The sequence below is a fragment of the Pseudomonas sp. GW822-FHT07A10 genome, assembly GCF_058798795.1.
Genome location: NZ_JBXAKV010000002.1, coordinates 575,038 through 592,235 on the forward strand (window position 1 = coordinate 575,038; position 17,198 = coordinate 592,235).

Consider the following 17,198-nt stretch of genomic DNA (forward strand, 5'->3'; position numbering starts at 1 on the left):
CGCTAAGAAGGTCGCTCGTATTCTGGGGAGTTACACCAATGGAAGTTGAATTTCGTCCGGCATTGCGCACGGATGCGCGAGAGATTGCTCGTTTGTTCCAGATTTCGTCAGAGGGTGCTTCGGATTACATCTGGAGCCAGCTGGCGGAGCCCGGGCAGGATCTGCTGGAAGTGGGGGCCGTTCGTTACGCCCGTGAAGATGTCGATTTCTCCTATCAGAACTGCCTTGTCGCAGAGGCTGACGGACAGGTCATCGGCATGATGCACAGCTATGTGATGCGTCACGATCCATTGGCAGCTCCCGTGACCGATCCGGTGCTGGCGCCTTACGCCGACATGGAAGTCCCCGATACCCTCTATATTTCGAGCCTGGCCCTGCATGAGGGGTGGCGAAACAAGGGGCTGGGTGTGCGCTTTCTGGAGCACGCTCAACATCGCGCCGATCAACTGGAACTCAACGGCCTGAGCCTGATCGACTATGCGGCGAATACCGGGGCTCGGCGTTTTTATGAGCGCCATGGTTTTGGGATCGTCAAAACCTGTCAGGTTGTTCCTCATCCGTTGATTCGGGTGACGGGTGATGCCTATCTCATGCATCGGCCTTAGGGGCCTCCCGTTTTTGATGGAGTACATATCCGTTTCTGCGGTCACGGCGGCTGGCGGTTTCGCTTTTACAGCGAGTCACTTTCGAAAAGCCGGAATGCCGGCCCAGGCGAAAGTAACCAAAGCGCTTTTGCCCCTCCATTCGGTGCCTCGCCTAGGCTCGGCATGCCCTCACTCCGGCATTGCTCCGGGGGCCCGCCGCCATCGGCCATCCATGGCCGGGGGCGGCTACCGCGGCATCCTTGCCGCGGTGCCCCCTGCGCAACGCCTGCGTTCGGCCTCTGGGAAAGGGGCGGCAGATCCAAAGCCAAAGCAGAAGCCACAGCAAGATCAAAAGATCGCAGCCTCGCTTCGCTCGACAGCTCCTACAGGGAAATGTGTGCACGTGAGATCAGGCCGGCCGGTAGGCCGCCTTGCTTTTGATTTTGACGCACCGCCCCCTCGAGAGGCCGAGTGGAGGTTCTGCGCAGTGGGCAACCCGGCATGGATGCCGGGTTAGCCGCCCCCGGCCATGGATGGCCGATGGCGGCGGGCCCACGGAGCAGGACCGGAGCGAGGGCATGCCGAGCCTAGGCGAGGCACCGAACGAAAGGGGCAAGAGCCCTTTGGTTACTTTGGGGCTTTTCCAAAGTGACCCGCCGTAAGGGCGGAACCCTAAGTAGCCGTTACCGCAGAAATGGATATGTACTCCCGATACCGTAGATGCGGGGCAAGTATCTGGGTTACCCACAATCCCTGTTAGCGCTTCTGTGGATAACATGTTCGCCCCTCGCTACACCCCATGCCAATCAAGCCCTACAGCCCTCCGTACAAAAAACAACCAGCCTAAGCCACGGTTTTTTCGGGCTTTTTCCACAGAATAAGCTCGCTCACTGGCCGACACTTGCCCCCAATCTCTGTTGGCGCTTCTGTGGATAACATGTTCGCCCATCGCTACAGCCCATATGGATCGCGGCTTTCAGTAGGTTGATCAAATATTGTCCAATTCGACGTTTTCCCCCACTAATCCTCCCGCAAACCCCGAATTCTCGCGGGTTTCAGCGGTTTTCCACAGAACCCGAAAAGTTGCCCCCAAAGTCTGTTGGTGCTTCTGTGGATAAGGTGTTCGCCATCCCCTGTACGCTATGTAAAACATGGCCTGCAAGCTTCTGATTAAAAAACAACCAGTGTCTGGCTAAAACCCTGCTTCTGGATAAGTCACGGTTTTTCTTCGGTTTTTGTGAATAGATTTAACCTGTCACCCACAGTTGTCCCCATTTGCTGTGGGTGGAGATGTGGATAACTTGTTCGCTGAACCCTGTAAGCCACGGCCCGTATAGGCCGGAACGCGATAGATCAGATTTCATACAGTTCTAAGGCACTTCCTTGACTTCGATCTGTCGCCTGTCTTCACTCTCATCGCATAAGGACAACTGTCACTTATCCACATCTGGTTCAGGGAGAACGCGTGATGGATAGCCAGCCACATCGCTCGCAGCCACATTCGCACCCCAGCCCCTGCGTGACCTGTGTTCCGACATCCGCCACCTCGTTGCACAAGCGGATTCATCGTCGCGCCGCCAATCAGCGCGCTCGTCTATAGCACCTGGCCCCCTTATGCCATTACGCCGCTGCCATTGAGGCCCGACCGTGCCCGGTGACCAGGCGTTTGTTCGTCTATCGATTGCAGGCAACCGCAGAGTTGCTCCATCTGCCTGAGAGGAAATGACCCATGACACGGATCGCCACGCCCATCAGCGATATCAAGGAACATTACGACGTGATCGTCATTGGCTCCGGCTACGGCGGCGGGATCGCGGCGTCGCGTCTGTCTCGGGCCGGCAAGCGGGTATGCCTGCTGGAGCGAGGCCGGGAAATCCAGCCCGGCGAATACCCCAATACGATGCTGGCGGCCACTGAAGAGCTACAAGTGCATGACCCGGACGGGCACATCGGCTCGCGCACCGGGCTGTTCGACCTGCACGTCAACGCCCAGCAGAACGTAGTGGTCGGATGCGGTCTGGGTGGCACGTCGCTGATCAACGCCAACGTCGCGCTGGAACCGGAACCCGGTGTATTCGACGATCCGCGCTGGCCGCTGGCGGTGCGTGAACATCGCGACACGCTGCTCAAGGACGGTTACGCCCGGGCTCGGGAGATGCTCAAGCCCAATCCCTATCCGAAAACCGCTCCGACCTTGCCCAAACTCGAGGCTAACCAGAAGTCCGCCGATTACCTCAAGCAAGGCGCACACTTCTACAAGCCGCCGATCAACGTGACCTTCGACAAGCTGCCGAACAACCTCAACCACGTCGGCGTCGAGCAATTGCCGTGCAACCACTGCGGCGACTGCGTTTCGGGCTGTAACAACAAGGCCAAGAACACCACGTTGATGAATTACCTGCCGGATGCCTGCAACCACGGCGCAGAGATTTTCTGCCAGGCCGAGGTCCGGCATCTGGAGCGCGACGGCGATGGCTGGATCGTGCACTTCCAATACCTGGACAGCGGCCGCGAGAAATTCTCCGCGCCGACGCTGTTCGTCAAGGCGGACATTGTCGTGGTGTCGGCCGGCACCCTGGGTTCCACCGAAATCCTCCTGCGCTCTCGGGACAAAGGCCTGTCGACGTCCAATCAGCTTGGCGAAAACATGAGCGGCAACGGCGACATCCTCGGTTTTGGCCACAACTGCGATGAAACGATCAACGGCATCGGTTTCGGTGCCCATCCAGCCTCGGAAATGAAACCGGTCGGCCCGTGCATCACCTCGATCATCGACATGCGCACCGAAGGCGACTGGCGCAGCCGCATGGTCATTGAAGAAGGCTCGATTCCCGGCGCACTCGGCCGGCCCATGGTGCCGAGCATGGCCACATTCGCCGGGTTGATCGGCAAACCCACCGATGACAGCTTCACCGGCAAGCTCAAGTACGCCGAGCGCGAAGCCGAAAGTTTCCTGCGTGGCCCGTACCACGGCGCCCTGCACAACATGCAAACCTACCTGATCATGAGCCACGACGATGGCAAGGGCCGCATGGTGCTCGACAGCAAGGATCAGTTGCGCATCGACTGGCCGGGCGTTGGCGAGCAGGAAAACGTCAAGATCGGCAACGAGCGCTTGCACCAGAGCACCAAGGCCTTGGGCGGGATCTGGGTCGAGAACCCGATCTGGACCGAGCTGCTCAAACACAGCATCGTTTCCGTGCACCCATTGGGCGGTTGTGTGATGGGCGAGGATGCGACGCAAGGCGTGGTCAACCACAAGGGCCAGGTGTTCAGCGGCGTCAGCGGCACCGATGTCTATGCCGGGCTGTACGTGGCCGACGGCGCGGTGATCCCGACCTCACTGGCGGTCAATCCGTTGCTGACCATCTCCGCCGTGAGCGAGCGCAACATGGGGCTGCTGGCGGCCGATCGTGGTTGGCACATCGACTACACGTTGCCCTCGGCACCGCGCAAACCGGTGGTGGCACCGACCCTCGGCGTGCAGTTCACCGAAACGATGAAGGGCTATTTCTCCAAAGATTTCACCCAGCCCCAGGGCACCGATCTCAAGCTCTACGAAGCGGCGGCCAAACGCGGCAAGTCGGATAACTCGCCGATCGAGTTCACCCTGACCATCACCGCCAACGACCTCAATCGCATGATCAAGGAGCCGGAACATGCCGCGACACTGGTCGGCACCCTGGATGCGCCGGGCCTGTCGCCAGAGCCGCTGACTGCCAGCAACGGCGTGTTCAATCTGTTCGAGGAGTATCAGGAACAGGTTGGCGTGCGGCACATGAATTACGACATGAAGCTGACCGCTGAGGACGGCAGCGATTATTACTTCAGCGCATTCAAGACCGTGCCCGAAGACAACGGCGTGCTTAACGTCTGGCACGACACCAGTACGCTCTACGTGACGCTGTATCGCGGGCCGGACAAGACAGGCGAGGTGATCGGCTCGGGGGTGATGCACATCGAGCCGGCCGATTTCGCCAAGCAGATGACCACCATGAAGGTGCTCAACGCGCGCAACGAACGCGAACGCATTGAGGGGCTGGCGCGGTTCGGCAAGTTCTTCGCCGGCATCTTGTGGGAGAGCTATGGCGGGGTGTTCGCGGGCGACATCTACTTCAACCCCGATGCGCCGCCCCGGCAGAAACGGCCGCTGGATGCGCCGACGCCAAGCGTGCAGTTCTTCCAGACCGAAGACAGCGTCCAGCTCCGCCTGACCCGTTATCAGGGCGGCAGCAAGGGGCCGGTGATGCTGGTGCATGGTTTGGGGGTGGGCTCGAATATTTTCTCTACCGACACCATCCAGACCAACCTGCTGGAATACCTGTGCAAGCACGAGTATGACGTCTGGCTCCTGGATTTCCGGGTCAGCATCCTGCTGCCGGCCAGCAAACATGAATGGAACGGCGACCAGATTGCCCAGTACGACTTCAAGGCCGCCATCGAGCATATCCAGCAGGCAACCCTCGCCGCTGACGTGCAGTGCGTGGTGCATTGCTACGGCGCGACGACCTTCTTCATGTCGCTGCTGGCCGGTTTGCAGGGCGTGCGCTCGGTGGTCTGTTCGCAGATCGCTGCGGACACGGTGGTCGCCACGGCAACAGGGCTGAAGGCCGGTCTGCATTTGCCGGGGATGCTCGACGCCATCGGCATCAAATCCCTCACCGCGTATGCCGACAACAAGGAGAGCTGGTTCAACAAACTCTACGACAAGGCCCTCAACATCTACGCCCGCATCGAGGCTCAAGGCTACTGCACCAACCCGGTGTGCCACCGCATCACCTTCATGTACGCGTCGCTGTACCGCCACGACACGCTCAACGAAACCCTGCACGACAACCTGCACGAGTTGTTCGGCGAGTCGAACATACAGACCTTCGAGCACCTGGCGCTGATCCTGCGCAAAGGCCATCTGGTGGACTTCAAGGGCCAGGATGTCTATATGCCGCACTTCGACCGGCTGACCATGCCGATCTGTTTCATCAGCGGCGAAGACAACCAGTGCTACTTGCCTGAAAGCACGCTCAAGACCTATGAGCGCGTGTGCAAAGTCCATGGACCGGAACGCTACAGCCGGCATGTGGTGCCGGGCTACGGGCATATCGACTGCATGTTCGGCAAGAACGCGGTGGTCGATGTGTACCCGATCATCCTGCAGCACCTGGAGAAAACCGCCCTCGGCTAGCACTGCTCATCTGTGGCTTGGGGCTTGTTGTGGCGAGGGGGCTTGCCCCCGTTGGGCTGCGAAGCGGCCCCAAATCGGCAAATGCGGTCATTCAGGAACATTGCGATTGCATGTTTCACGACTGCTTCGCAGCCGAGCGCGAGCAAGCTCCCTCGCCACAATAGCCGTGTGCTGACTTGGGATTGGCGACTACAAGGAAATGGATGCCATGGACAGTTACATCCGCTGGTTTCAACGCTTCATCTGGATAGGCATCGCAATGAACATGGTCTTCGCGATTCCGGCGCTGTTTGCGCCGGCGTTGCTGACCTCGATGCTCGGGATGCCTCCGCAGCTCTCCGATCCTTGGCTGGAGAACGCCGGCATGTTGCTGGTGGGGATCAGCCTTTTTTACATGCCGTCAGGCTTCAATGCCCCCAAATACGTGGTGCATTCGTGGCTGTGCGTATTGTCGCGGTTGGTCGCCGTGGCGTTCTGGATCTACCTGATCAACACCAGCAACCAGGCTCAGGTGTTCGTGCCGATGCTGCTGGGCGATCTGGGCATGTTCCTGATCCTCGGGATTCTGCTGTACCTGGGCAGCGCGCCGGCCAATCGGCCGTTCGCCCTGCTTCGCGATGGCTGGCGTGATTGGTGCGCAGCGTGGGCGCGACGCTGGCGGCGGCACAGCTTCAAGGTCGCCACGCTGGTCGTGGTGCTGGCGCTGGGGTTTATCGGCTACGAAACCTGGTACCAGATGCTGCGAGTGGTGCCGGCCGAGCAATACGCTTCTGACGAAGACCACTACAAATACGCCGCCATCGGCCTGGGCATCGAAGCACGGATTCCCTATTACCTGTTCGCCGTGTTGCCGCAGATGTGCCCGGAGAAACTGCCGAAGCCCGGCGGTTACGAAGTGTTCGGTTTCCTCTACGAGAACGGCAAGGACCTGCCGATCGGCATGGCCAAGCGGCAGATCGGCTACCCGACCGTGGAGCCCAATTGCGCCTTGTGCCACACCGGCTCCTACCGCGCCAATGCCAGCGACGTTGCTACCCCGGTGGCTTCCGCGCCGGCCAATACCCTGCAACTGCAGGCCTTCCAGTGGTTCGCCTACGATTGCGCGAGCGACCCGAAATTTACGCCTGATGCGGTGATGACTGCGATCAACAGCAAGTTCCAGCTCGGGTTTTTCGAGCGCCTGTACAACCGTTATCTGATCATCCCGATGGCCACTAGCGCGCTGATCAAACAGAAACAGGCCTACGCCTGGCAGCAACTGCGCGCACCGCAAGGGCCGGGGCGCACCGACACCTTCAACCCGACGAAAATGGTGGTGTTCGGCTTCCCGGATGACTCGACCATCGGCACCGTCGACTTGCCGCAAGTCTGGAACCAGAAACCCCGGGAGTCGCTGTACCTGCACTGGGACGGCAACAACAACGATATCCATGAGCGCAACTACGCGGCGGCCATGGCCGTGGGCGCGACGCCGGAGTCGGTGCTGCCGGACAGTTTCAACCGGGTGACCAATTGGCTGCTGGGCCACAAGGCACCGGCCTGGCCGTTCGCGCTGGATCAGGCCAAGGTCGCCCGGGGTAAGCCGGTCTGGGAAAAAAATTGCGCCAGTTGCCATGACTTCGGTCGCACCGACACCGGTCAGGTCACCACCACGATTGATGAACTGGGCACCGATCCCCATCGGCTGAACTCGTTCACCACTGGTTTAGTGACGGCTTTCCACGGCTTCAAGAAACCGCCGTTCGACTTTGGTGCCTACCGCAAGACCCAGAGCTATAGCAACACGCCCACCGACGGCATCTGGTTGCGCGCGCCATACTTGCACAACGGCTCGGTGCCGACCCTGTGGGATTTGCTGCAACCGCCGGAACTGCGGCCGCAGGTGTTCTTCACCGGTTCCGACATTTACGACAAGGACAAGGTCGGCTTCGTCACCAGTGGCGAGCAGGTGAAAGCCTCGGCGGACTTCAAATACGACACGCGCCTGGAGGGCAACCACAACAGTGGCCACCTGTACGGCACGCAGTTGTCGGAACTCGATAAGCGGGCGCTCATCGAGTTCATGAAAACCCTGTGATTCCACTACGGATGGAGGAAGGCGACATGTCATTGGTCAGTCATTGGGAACACGAGTACGACAAGGTCAAGCTGCGTTTGCACGGCTTGTTCACCCGCCTGGAAATGGCCTGGAAGAAGCTTGTCAGCGAGCTTGAACCCGAGGAGTACCAGGCCATCGTCGCGCTGCTGCAACGGGGGCACGATCAGGCGCAATACGTGCTCAAGCACGGCGACTTGCCGGACGATCAACCGAGTGTGCCGTGGGAGTTGTCCCACGGTTTGTCGATCCTGCACATCGGCAACGCCAGCCCCTTGCCGCAATCGGTAGACGAGCTGCAAACCCAAGTGCTCAAGGACGGCAGCCTGCTCGGTTGTCGCAAATGGGAGCTGCTGGATCTGTTGTGGAGCGAAGCGCTGCTCAAGTGGATCGAGAACCTGCGGCATCACGCACCGTTCGCCACCAATCCGGCGTTGATGCGCATGGACAGTGACGTGACCCTGGCCATTGCCGGCGACTGGGGCACCGGGCCGTTCGACAGTCATGCCCCGGCGGTGGCGGTGGCCAATCAGATGCAACTGGCCCAGGCTGACTTCACCATTCATCTGGGGGATGTGTATTACGCCGGCACCCGCTCCCAGGAAGACGTCGACATGGTCGGCTGGCCGATGGGCAAGCAGGGCTCGTTCACCCTCAACTCCAACCATGAGATGTACAGCGGCGCCCATGGCTACTTCAAGGAACTGGCCAAGCGTTTCCCAGCGCAACAGGGCACCAGTTATTTTGCGTTGTACAACGATGACTGGCTGGTGATCGGGCTCGACACGGCTTATGCCTCGGATCCGATTAACCTGTACATGGACGGTGCGCTGAACAAGCAGCAGATCGACTGGATGAAAGACTTGCCCAAACGCAAGAAGATCATGGTGCTCAGTCATCACCAGGGCTTTGACATTACCGGGCGTGACAAGACCGCGCTGTACAAGCCGGTCTGCGATGCCTTGGGGCGCGAGCCGGATTACTGGTATTGGGGGCATTTGCATAACGGCATCTGCTATGCCACTCAAGGTGGCTTGCATGCACGTTGCGCCGGGCACGGGGCGATTCCCTATGGCAATGCCAGCGAGCTGAACGGGCATCCGGGGGTGCTGTGGTCGGAAACGCAAAATGCGCGGGATGAGGCGTACCCGGATCGGGTGTTGAACGGTTATGTGAAGGTGCGGCTGGTGGGGGAGAACATCGAAGAGACGTTTATTGGCGAGGATGGTTCGGTGCGGTGGTCTTCAAATTAGCGAGGAAGGATCGTTCCCATGCCTAGCGTGGGAACGATCCGATTTCGATTAACCCTGAACCGGAACACCTTTGAGGTAAGGCGCAGGCTCGGCCCCCAGGTTGTTCAGCATCCGCTCGCTGTACCAGTCCACGAAGTTCACCACGCCGAACTCATAGGTCTTGGAGTAAGGCCCTGGCTGGTACGCGGTGGAGTTGATCCCGCGCTGGTTCTCTTCGGCCAGGCGACGGTCCTGGTCGTTGGTCGCATCCCAGACCTGGCGCATGCGCTCCACGTCATAGTCCACGCCTTCGACCGCGTCCTTGTGGACGATCCACTTGGTGGTAACCATGGTTTCCTGGGCGCTGATCGGCCACACGGTGAACACGATGATGTGGTCGCCCATGCAGTGGTTCCACGAGTGCGGCAGGTGCAGGATGCGCATCGAGCCCAGGTCCGGGTTCTTGATGCGGCCCATCAGTTTGGCGCAGCCCTGTTTGCCGTCCATGGTCATCGATACGGTGCCCTTGAGCAGCGGCATGCGCACGATACGGTTACGCAGGCCGAAACTGGCGTGGGCGTAAGGGATCTTCTCGGCTTCCCAGGCAGCGGCGGAAGCGGCTACGTGGTCCTTGAAGGCCTGGTCGGCACGGGGGTCGGTGACGTCGTCCCATTCCAACAGGGTTTTCAGCAATTCCGGGTGCGACGCGTTGCAGTGGTAGCACTCGCGGTTGTTTTCCAGCACCAGTTTCCAGTTGGCCTTTTCCATCAAGGTGGTTTGCACCGCCACCTTGGTGTTCTCCATGTCGTACGGTTCCATGTAATGGCTGAGCGTCGACAGGAAGTCATCGATGGCTGGCGGGTTTTCCGCCAGGCTGATGAAGATGTAACCGCCAGCGGTTTTCACGTTTACCGGCTTGAGGCCGTACTGCTTCATGTCGAAGTCGGCGCCCATTTCGGTGCCGGCGAACAGCAGGCGACCGTCCAGTTCATACGTCCACTGGTGGTAGTGGCAGACCAGTTTGGCGACTTTGCCTTTTTCACTGGTGCACAGGCGTGAACCACGATGGCGGCAGACGTTGTGGAACGCATGCACCACGCCGTCGGCGCCGCGAATCACGATGATCGGGTTCTTGCCGACCTGCAGGGTCAGGTAGTTGCCCTTGGTCGGGATCTCGCAGGTCATGCCAGCGATCAACCACTCTTTCTGGAAGATTTCCTGCATGTCGATATCAAACAGCCGCTCGTCAGAGTAAAACGGCTGCGGCAGCGAGAAAGTGCGCTCGCGCTCTTGCAGCATCTGCGCAGTGGCCTTGCGTGCGGGTTCCAGTGGATCGCCCAGGCTCAGGGTAGTGGTGACGTCCATCGTTTAATCCTCAAGGCCATTCTGTGTGGCCGGCGAAAGTGGCTAATCAGGTTTGCTACGCAAGGTGTAAAGATTATGTCTTGGTATGGGGCGAGTGTGGGGCCGGCGCGCACCACAACCTTATCCATGGGCGACATGCCCCAATCTGTTCCCGACGCGCAACCCCCGGTAATTGGGGGCTGGTCGCGATAAGTATGTCAATGTCGCAGATAGGTAAATGGCGGGGCTGCTCTATACGCAGAATCGCCACCATAAAGGCCGGTAGTCGGCCGTGGAGATCAGCATGTCCAACAACTTCCTGAACCCGGTAACCACCCAGACCTGGGCCAATGGTCGACATATTGTCCGTTGCGTCAAAGTCATCCAGGAAACCTGGGATGTGCGCACCTTCTGCTTTATGGCCGACCAGCCGATCCTGTTCTTCTTCAAGCCCGGGCAGTTCGTCACCCTGGAGCTGGAAATCGACGGCGTGCCGATCATGCGCTCCTACACCATTTCCAGTTCGCCCTCGGTGCCGTACAGCTTTTCGGTGACCATCAAGCGCGTGCCGGGCGGCAAGGTTTCCAACTGGCTGCACGACACCCTGCACGAAGGCCAGGAGCTGGCGGTGCACGGGCCGGTCGGGTTGTTCAATGCCATGGACTTCCCGGCGCCGAAAGTGCTCTACCTCAGCGGCGGCGTCGGCATCACGCCGTGCATGTCCATGGCCCGCTGGTTCTATGACACCAACGGCAACGTCGACATGGTGTTTATCCACAGCGCCCGCTCGCCCAAAGACATCATTTACCATCGCGAGCTGGAGCACATGGCGTCGCGGATCGATAACTTCAGCCTGCACCTGATTTGCGAGAAGCACGGTCTGGGCGAGCCGTGGGCCGGTTATCGCGGTTACCTGAATCACAAGATGCTCGAATTGATGGCGCCGGACTTCCTCGACCGTGAAGTCTTCTGCTGCGGCCCGACCCCATACATGAATGCGGTCAAGCGCATGCTCGAGGCGGCGGGCTTTGACATGAAGCGTTATCACGAAGAATCCTTCGGCGCCACGCCGCCGGAAGCTCGTGCCGACGCGGTGGAACAAGCCGAGCAAGCAGCGGACGCGCCGGAAGTCGATGCGGCGGATCTGCACCAGGTGGAATTCACCGCCTCCGGCAAGAGCATCCGCGTGGCCCCGGGCGAAACCGTCCACGCCGCTGCCGCCAAACTGGGCCTGATGATCCCCAAGGCCTGCGGCATGGGTATCTGCGGTACCTGCAAGGTAATGAAGCTTGCCGGCGAAGTGGAAATGGAACACAACGGCGGGATTACCGAGGAAGACGAAGCCGAAGGGTTCATCCTGTCTTGCTGCAGCGTGCCGAAGGGTGACGTGCGGATCGAGTATTAAAGTCCGGGGTAATGAGTGACCTGGGCATGGTCACTCATTTTTACTCGGTAAAACATTGTTGGTCATGAGTTTGTGCAGATATTTAATTAATATTATTGGTGTTGTTTTTGTGTGAAGTGGTCGATGTACATGCCAATGAGTGTTAGGTCGCTTGAGCCGCCTGGGTGGGAATCAAGTATGAATTTTTTGCGTAATGCTTTAACAGCTACTTCTTCGCTAATGAAAATGGTGTCGGAGTTGGTGATCGATAGCATTTCATTATAACCGTCAGGGTTTACCGCTTTGTCGGGAGCATACCAGAACTCGCCTTCATTGTTGTCCTGCCCTCTAAGAGCTAATACCTGGACGTAGTATCTATCGTCTTTCCTCTGATAGAACTTGTAGCTGACAGATCTCGCTCCAATGCCGCCGTCGGCTACAACGATGTCGCCTATTCTAGCCGCTAGAAATTCTGCGGATGAAGGGACGTTGTACAAGAGGTGTTTGTCATCTTGGCGTTCCATTTTATTTTCCTTTAGATATAAAGCGTCTATGAGGCAAAGACTCATGGGGGATATCAACCCGCTGAGTGAGCATGAATTTAATAGGGGTGTGATAAGTCGTCTAGCTATCAGTTCTTACAGCTAGACAAATCTGTAGGGCTGTGATTTTTGTGCGCTGAAAATTTTTAACTTTCAACAAGAGCTTTATTTAAGTGAAGCGGCGCAAGAAGTCCGACCGTTGGATCGACAGATTTACGCCGTTTTAAAATTGGCGTTGAAAACTCAATCTACGAACAGATCCGGTATCAACGTAGCGTTGCTGTCCGGTTCGTAGCGATAGTGGGAAAACTCAGTCGTTCCGTGTTCGCGCAAAATCTCTTCATCAATCAGCAACCGACCGGTAATGCTGCGACCGCTGCTGTCGAGAATGATGTGGGCGGCATCCGCCATGATCGCCGGTGTGCGGGCATGCTTGAAGGATTCGCGCGACCCCAGCTGAAATTCGATGGCAGCCGTGGCGATCATGGTCTGCGGCCACAGGGAGTTGACGCTGATGTCATAGGCGGCAAATTCCTCACTCATGCCCAGGGTCAACATGCTCATGCCGTATTTGGTCACTGTGTAGGGGCTGTACTGGGCGAACCATTTGGTGGCCAGGTTCAGCGGCGGTGACAGGTTGAGGATGTGGCCGCTGGATTTTTTCAGATAGGGCAGGGCGGCCTGGCTGCACAGCAGTACGGCGCGAGTGTTGATCTGGTGCATCAGGTCGAAGCGCTTGAGTTCGATGTGTTGCACACCGGTCAGCTTGATCGCTCCTGCATTGTTGACCAGCGCGTCGATGCCGCCGAAATGCTCATTGGCGTCAGCCAGGGCCTGGCGCACGATGGCTTCATCGCGCACATCCACCTCCAGGGCCAGCGCCTTGCCGCCCGCGGCTTCGACTTCCGCCGCCACGCTGAAAATAGTGCCAGGCAGTTTGGGATGAGGGGCGGCGCTTTTCGCGGCAATCACGATGTTGGCCCCGTCCCGCGCGGCCCGCAGTGCAATCTCACGCCCGATCCCGCGACTGGCGCCGGTGATGAACAGGGTTTTGCCTTGTAATGACATGCGGACGCTCCCGATTGGCGTGATCCGAGCGGATCGAAATGGCTCGCAGTCAATGTAGACCAACTCGTGCGGGACTGTGGCAAGGGGGGGTAAGCCCCCTAGCCATAAGATCTCTTGCCAATCAAATAGCTGAGGTCGAGCGCAGAACCTGTGGCGAGGGAGCTTGCTCCCGTTGGGTTGCGAAGCAGCCCCAAAGCCTGAGCATGCGGTCTGTCAGGTGGACCGCGTTGGCTGGTTTTACGACTGCTGCGCAGCCGAGCGGGAGCAAGCTCCCTCGCCACAAAAGTTGGTGGGGTGTCAGGCTGTCATCACGTGCCGAATATCCGCTGCCAGTTCCCGCACGCGTTCTTCTTCGGTGTCCCACGAGCACATGAACCGCGCGCCGCCGTTGCCGATGAAGGTGTAGAAGCGCCAGCCCTTGGCGGTCAGCGCGGCAATGGCCGGCTCCGACAGTTGCAGGAACACACCGTTGGCCTGCACCGGGAACATCAGCTCGACGCCAGGAATGTCGCTCACCAGTTCGGCCAGCAACTGCGCACAGTGGTTGGCGTGGCGGGCGTATTTGAGCCAGGCGTCGTTTTCAAGAATCCCGACCCAGGGGGCCGAGAGGAAGCGCATCTTCGACGCCAGTTGCCCGGCCTGCTTGCAGCGGTAGTCGAAGTCTTCGGCCAGTTTGTGGTTGAAGAACAGAATCGCTTCGCCCACCGCCATGCCGTTTTTCGTACCGCCAAAGCACAGTACGTCGACGCCGGCCTTCCAGGTCAGGTCGGCTGGCGAGCAACCCAGATAAGCGCAGGCGTTGGAGAAACGGGCACCGTCCATGTGCAGGTTCAAGCCCAGTTCTTTACAGGTGACGCTGATGGCGCGGATTTCTTCCGGGGTGTACACGCTGCCGACTTCAGTGGCCTGGGTCAGGGTCACGACGCGTGGTTTCGGGTAGTGGATGTCCTGGCGCTTGAGGGCAATTTCGCGGATCGATTCCGGCGTCAGCTTGCCGTTTTCGGTGCGGGCGATGAGCAGCTTGGAACCGTTGGAGAAAAACTCCGGAGCGCCGCATTCGTCGGTTTCGACGTGGGCGGTTTCCGAGCAGATCACGCTGTGGTAACTCTGGCACAGCGACGACAGGGCCAACGAGTTGGCCGCGGTGCCGTTGAAGGCGAAGAACACTTCGCAGTCGGTTTCGAACAGTTTGCGGAATTGATCCGCGGCGCGTGCGGTCCACTCATCGTCGCCATAAGCGCGCTGGTGTCCGTGGTTGGCCTGTTCCATGGCAGCCCAGGCTTCAGGGCAGATACCGGAATAGTTGTCGCTGGCGAATTGTTGGCTCTTGTCGGTCATGGCCGGCTTCCGTGATCGAGGCGCTTGTGGCGCTTCGTTGGTCAATGATGATGTGCACTTTACCGAAGATCGTCCGGGGAGCACACGGGATGAGTCTGTCAGAAAAATACAAACGCCTTGGGCAATTATGCACATGACGCAGAGGGACGGTGCACTGGATCTGCTCAAGTGGCTGGCGCTGTTGAGCATGGTGCTCGATCACCTGCGATATGTCGGTTATTCCCTCGATCTGCTGTATGTGCCGGGCAGATTGGCGTTCCCATGGTTCTGTCTGGCGATGGCGGCGAACCTGGCGCGTGTCCATACAGTGACGACCGATGGCCAGTGGCGCTACCTCGGTTGGTTGTTGCTGTTTAGTGCCCTGAGCGAAATTCCCTACCGGATGTACATCCCCGATCCCGACACCTTAAACGTGTTGCCCACGCTGGCCCTGGGGTTGTTGGTGGCCCGTGGCTGGCAGCACGGGCCAGTTCAGTCGCGTCTGTTGGCGGTCGTTGCCTTGGTGCTGGCGGCAATGTTTCCGCAGCGACTGATGTTCGGTTTCTTCGGCGTACTGTTGCCGCTGGCGATGTTGCTGGTGATCCAGCGGCCCTGGTATTTCAGCCTGTTGCCGGGGTTGGTGTGCCTGGCGGCCAATCAATGGCAGGTGCTGTACTCCGCAGCTTGGTTCGGCAGCGGTGCGGCGATTTTCGGCATTGCCGCTTGTCTGATTGCGCCATTGTTGGGGCTGCTGTTATTGCGACATGCCCAAGGCATCCAGCCACCGCCGATGCGCCGCTGGGCCTACGCGCTCTATCCCGGGCATTTCCTCGCGCTTCTGGCCTTGCGCCAACTCATCGCCTGACGCCCGTCCCCTGTGGCGAGGGGGCTTGCCCCCGTTGGGCTGCGAAGCGGCCCTAAACCCTCAGAGCGTGGTTTATCAGGCAAACCCCGTTTGTTGATTTTGCGACTGCTGCGCAGTCGAACGGGGGCAAGCCCCCTCGCCACAAGAGCCTTCCTGGCTCAGCCTTCTCGGTCCATGTCGTAAACGCACCTTTGCGTGGCGTCCATAGGCATTTGACCTGTCTGCGCCGGTCATACCATCGCATCCAAAGGGCACTGCCGTAACGCCAGTGCCTTACCGAGACGAATGGCGCATAGATGCCGCTGGGAGAGACGCGATGTTCAGCAAGCAAGACCAGATCCAGGGTTACGACGATGCACTGCTGGCGGCGATGAATGCCGAGGAGCAACGCCAGGAAGATCACATCGAGCTGATCGCGTCAGAGAACTACACCAGCAAGCGCGTGATGGAAGCGCAAGGCAGTGGCCTGACCAACAAATACGCCGAAGGCTATCCGGGCAAGCGCTACTACGGTGGCTGCGAGCACGTCGACAAGGTTGAAGCCCTGGCCATCGAACGCGCCAAGCAATTGTTCGGTGCCGATTACGCCAACGTGCAGCCGCACTCCGGTTCTTCGGCCAACAGCGCCGTTTACCTGGCCCTGCTGCAAGCTGGCGACACCATTCTGGGCATGAGCCTGGCCCACGGCGGTCACCTGACCCACGGTGCCAAAGTGTCGTCGTCGGGCAAGCTGTACAACGCTGTGCAGTACGGCATCGACACCAAAACCGGCCTGATCGACTACGACGAAGTCGAGCGTCTGGCCGTCGAATGCAAGCCGAAGATGATCGTCGCCGGTTTCTCGGCCTACTCCAAGACCCTCGATTTCCCGCGTTTCCGCCAGATCGCTGACAAGGTCGGTGCCCTGCTGTTCGTCGACATGGCTCACGTTGCCGGTCTGGTCGCCGCTGGCCTGTACCCGAACCCGCTGCCATACGCTGACGTGGTGACCACCACCACCCACAAGACCCTGCGCGGTCCACGTGGTGGCCTGATCCTGGCCAAGGCTAACGAAGAAATCGAGAAGAAGCTCAACGCCGCGGTGTTCCCTGGTGCCCAGGGCGGCCCGCTGATGCACGTCATCGCCGGTAAAGCAGTGTGCTTCAAGGAAGCACTGGAGCCTGGCTTCAAGGCCTACCAGCAACAAGTGATCGACAACGCCAAGGCAATGGCCGGCGTATTTATCAAACGCGGCTACGATGTAGTGTCCGGCGGTACCGATAACCACCTGTTCCTGGTCAGCCTGATCCGTCAGGGCCTCACCGGTAAAGAGGCGGACGCAGCACTCGGTCGCGCCCACATCACCGTGAACAAGAACGCTGTCCCGAACGATCCACAGTCGCCGTTCGTGACCTCCGGCCTGCGTATCGGCACCCCGGCGGTGACCACTCGCGGCTTCAAGGTCGCCCAGTGCACGGAACTGGCCGGCTGGATCTGCGACATCCTCGACAACCTCGGCGACGCCGATGTCGAGGCCAATGTCGCCAAGCATGTGGCAGCCCTGTGCGCGGACTTCCCGGTTTATCGCTGAGCGCGGTTTTGGAGT

The 17,198-nt window shown here is 59.3% G+C and carries 11 protein-coding genes; 7 read left to right on the plus strand and 4 right to left on the minus strand.

Going from position 1 to position 17,198, the window contains the following annotated elements:
* Window positions 1-38: 38 nt before the first annotated feature.
* From AC1RL4_RS06135 to AC1RL4_RS06150, 4 genes are all read left to right on the plus strand, one after another.
* Window positions 39-605, plus strand: a complete 567-nt coding sequence (locus AC1RL4_RS06135) for a GNAT family N-acetyltransferase (RefSeq protein WP_230175549.1) — start codon at window positions 39-41, stop codon at window positions 603-605.
* 1,708 nt (window positions 606-2,313) lie between these two features.
* Entirely contained in the window at window positions 2,314-5,766 is a 3,453-nt protein-coding gene (locus AC1RL4_RS06140) for a GMC family oxidoreductase N-terminal domain-containing protein (protein WP_230175550.1), read from the plus strand.
* 208 nt (window positions 5,767-5,974) lie between these two features.
* Window positions 5,975-7,843 (plus strand): c-type cytochrome, encoded by a 1,869-nt coding sequence (locus tag AC1RL4_RS06145; RefSeq protein WP_019580679.1) that lies wholly within the window; start codon window positions 5,975-5,977, stop codon window positions 7,841-7,843.
* 26 nt (window positions 7,844-7,869) lie between these two features.
* Window positions 7,870-9,114 carry a metallophosphoesterase family protein gene (locus AC1RL4_RS06150; protein ID WP_230175551.1) on the plus strand — a complete coding sequence of 415 codons (1,245 nt, stop codon included), beginning with the start codon at window positions 7,870-7,872 and terminating at the stop codon, window positions 9,112-9,114.
* Window positions 9,115-9,162: 48 nt separating this feature from the next.
* Here AC1RL4_RS06150 and gbca read toward each other — a convergent pair whose 3' ends face one another.
* Window positions 9,163-10,458 (minus strand): glycine betaine monooxygenase oxygenase subunit, encoded by a 1,296-nt coding sequence (gbca, locus tag AC1RL4_RS06155; protein WP_019580681.1) that lies wholly within the window; start codon window positions 10,456-10,458, stop codon window positions 9,163-9,165.
* A 283-nt stretch (window positions 10,459-10,741) separates the two neighbouring features.
* Here gbca and gbcB point away from each other — a divergent pair, with 283 nt between their 5' ends.
* Complete coding sequence (gene gbcB, locus AC1RL4_RS06160; RefSeq protein ID WP_019580682.1) at window positions 10,742-11,842, plus strand: glycine betaine monooxygenase reductase subunit; 1,101 nt, start codon at window positions 10,742-10,744, stop codon at window positions 11,840-11,842.
* A gap of 92 nt (window positions 11,843-11,934) precedes the next feature.
* On the opposite strand, the gene AC1RL4_RS06165 is transcribed toward gbcB, so the two are convergent.
* The 3 genes from AC1RL4_RS06165 to AC1RL4_RS06175 all read right to left on the minus strand — a co-directional run bounded on the left by AC1RL4_RS06165 (window position 11,935) and on the right by AC1RL4_RS06175 (window position 14,769).
* Window positions 11,935-12,345 carry a hypothetical protein gene (locus AC1RL4_RS06165; RefSeq protein ID WP_019580683.1) on the minus strand — a complete coding sequence of 137 codons (411 nt, stop codon included), beginning with the start codon at window positions 12,343-12,345 and terminating at the stop codon, window positions 11,935-11,937.
* Window positions 12,346-12,606: 261 nt separating this feature from the next.
* Window positions 12,607-13,431, minus strand: coding sequence for an SDR family oxidoreductase (locus AC1RL4_RS06170; RefSeq protein WP_019580684.1), 825 nt, complete (start codon window positions 13,429-13,431; stop codon window positions 12,607-12,609).
* A gap of 297 nt (window positions 13,432-13,728) precedes the next feature.
* A complete protein-coding gene (locus AC1RL4_RS06175) occupies window positions 13,729-14,769 on the minus strand; it encodes a threonine aldolase family protein (RefSeq protein WP_018928794.1) in 1,041 nt (346 codons plus the stop codon).
* Window positions 14,770-14,896: 127 nt separating this feature from the next.
* On the opposite strand from AC1RL4_RS06175, the gene AC1RL4_RS06180 reads away from it, so the two are divergent.
* Together AC1RL4_RS06180 and glyA are read left to right on the plus strand one after the other, a co-directional pair.
* Window positions 14,897-15,613, plus strand: coding sequence for a TraX family protein (locus AC1RL4_RS06180; RefSeq protein ID WP_230175552.1), 717 nt, complete (start codon window positions 14,897-14,899; stop codon window positions 15,611-15,613).
* Between the two features lie 316 nt (window positions 15,614-15,929).
* On the plus strand, window positions 15,930-17,183 hold the full coding sequence (glyA, locus tag AC1RL4_RS06185) for a serine hydroxymethyltransferase (protein ID WP_019580686.1): 1,254 nt from the start codon (window positions 15,930-15,932) through the stop codon (window positions 17,181-17,183).
* Window positions 17,184-17,198: the final 15 nt, after the last annotated feature.

Coding starts and splice junctions, on each gene's coding strand:
- AC1RL4_RS06150 (WP_230175551.1), top strand. CDS start 7,870: ATGTCATTGGTCAGTCATTGGGAACACGAGTACGACAAGGTCAAGCTG.
- AC1RL4_RS06140 (WP_230175550.1), top strand. CDS start 2,314: ATGACACGGATCGCCACGCCCATCAGCGATATCAAGGAACATTACGAC.
- AC1RL4_RS06135 (WP_230175549.1), top strand. CDS start 39: ATGGAAGTTGAATTTCGTCCGGCATTGCGCACGGATGCGCGAGAGATT.
- gbcB (WP_019580682.1), top strand. CDS start 10,742: ATGTCCAACAACTTCCTGAACCCGGTAACCACCCAGACCTGGGCCAAT.
- gbca (WP_019580681.1), bottom strand. CDS start 10,458: ATGGACGTCACCACTACCCTGAGCCTGGGCGATCCACTGGAACCCGCA.
- AC1RL4_RS06170 (WP_019580684.1), bottom strand. CDS start 13,431: ATGTCATTACAAGGCAAAACCCTGTTCATCACCGGCGCCAGTCGCGGG.
- AC1RL4_RS06180 (WP_230175552.1), top strand. CDS start 14,897: ATGCACATGACGCAGAGGGACGGTGCACTGGATCTGCTCAAGTGGCTG.
- AC1RL4_RS06175 (WP_018928794.1), bottom strand. CDS start 14,769: ATGACCGACAAGAGCCAACAATTCGCCAGCGACAACTATTCCGGTATC.
- glyA (WP_019580686.1), top strand. CDS start 15,930: ATGTTCAGCAAGCAAGACCAGATCCAGGGTTACGACGATGCACTGCTG.
- AC1RL4_RS06165 (WP_019580683.1), bottom strand. CDS start 12,345: ATGGAACGCCAAGATGACAAACACCTCTTGTACAACGTCCCTTCATCC.
- AC1RL4_RS06145 (WP_019580679.1), top strand. CDS start 5,975: ATGGACAGTTACATCCGCTGGTTTCAACGCTTCATCTGGATAGGCATC.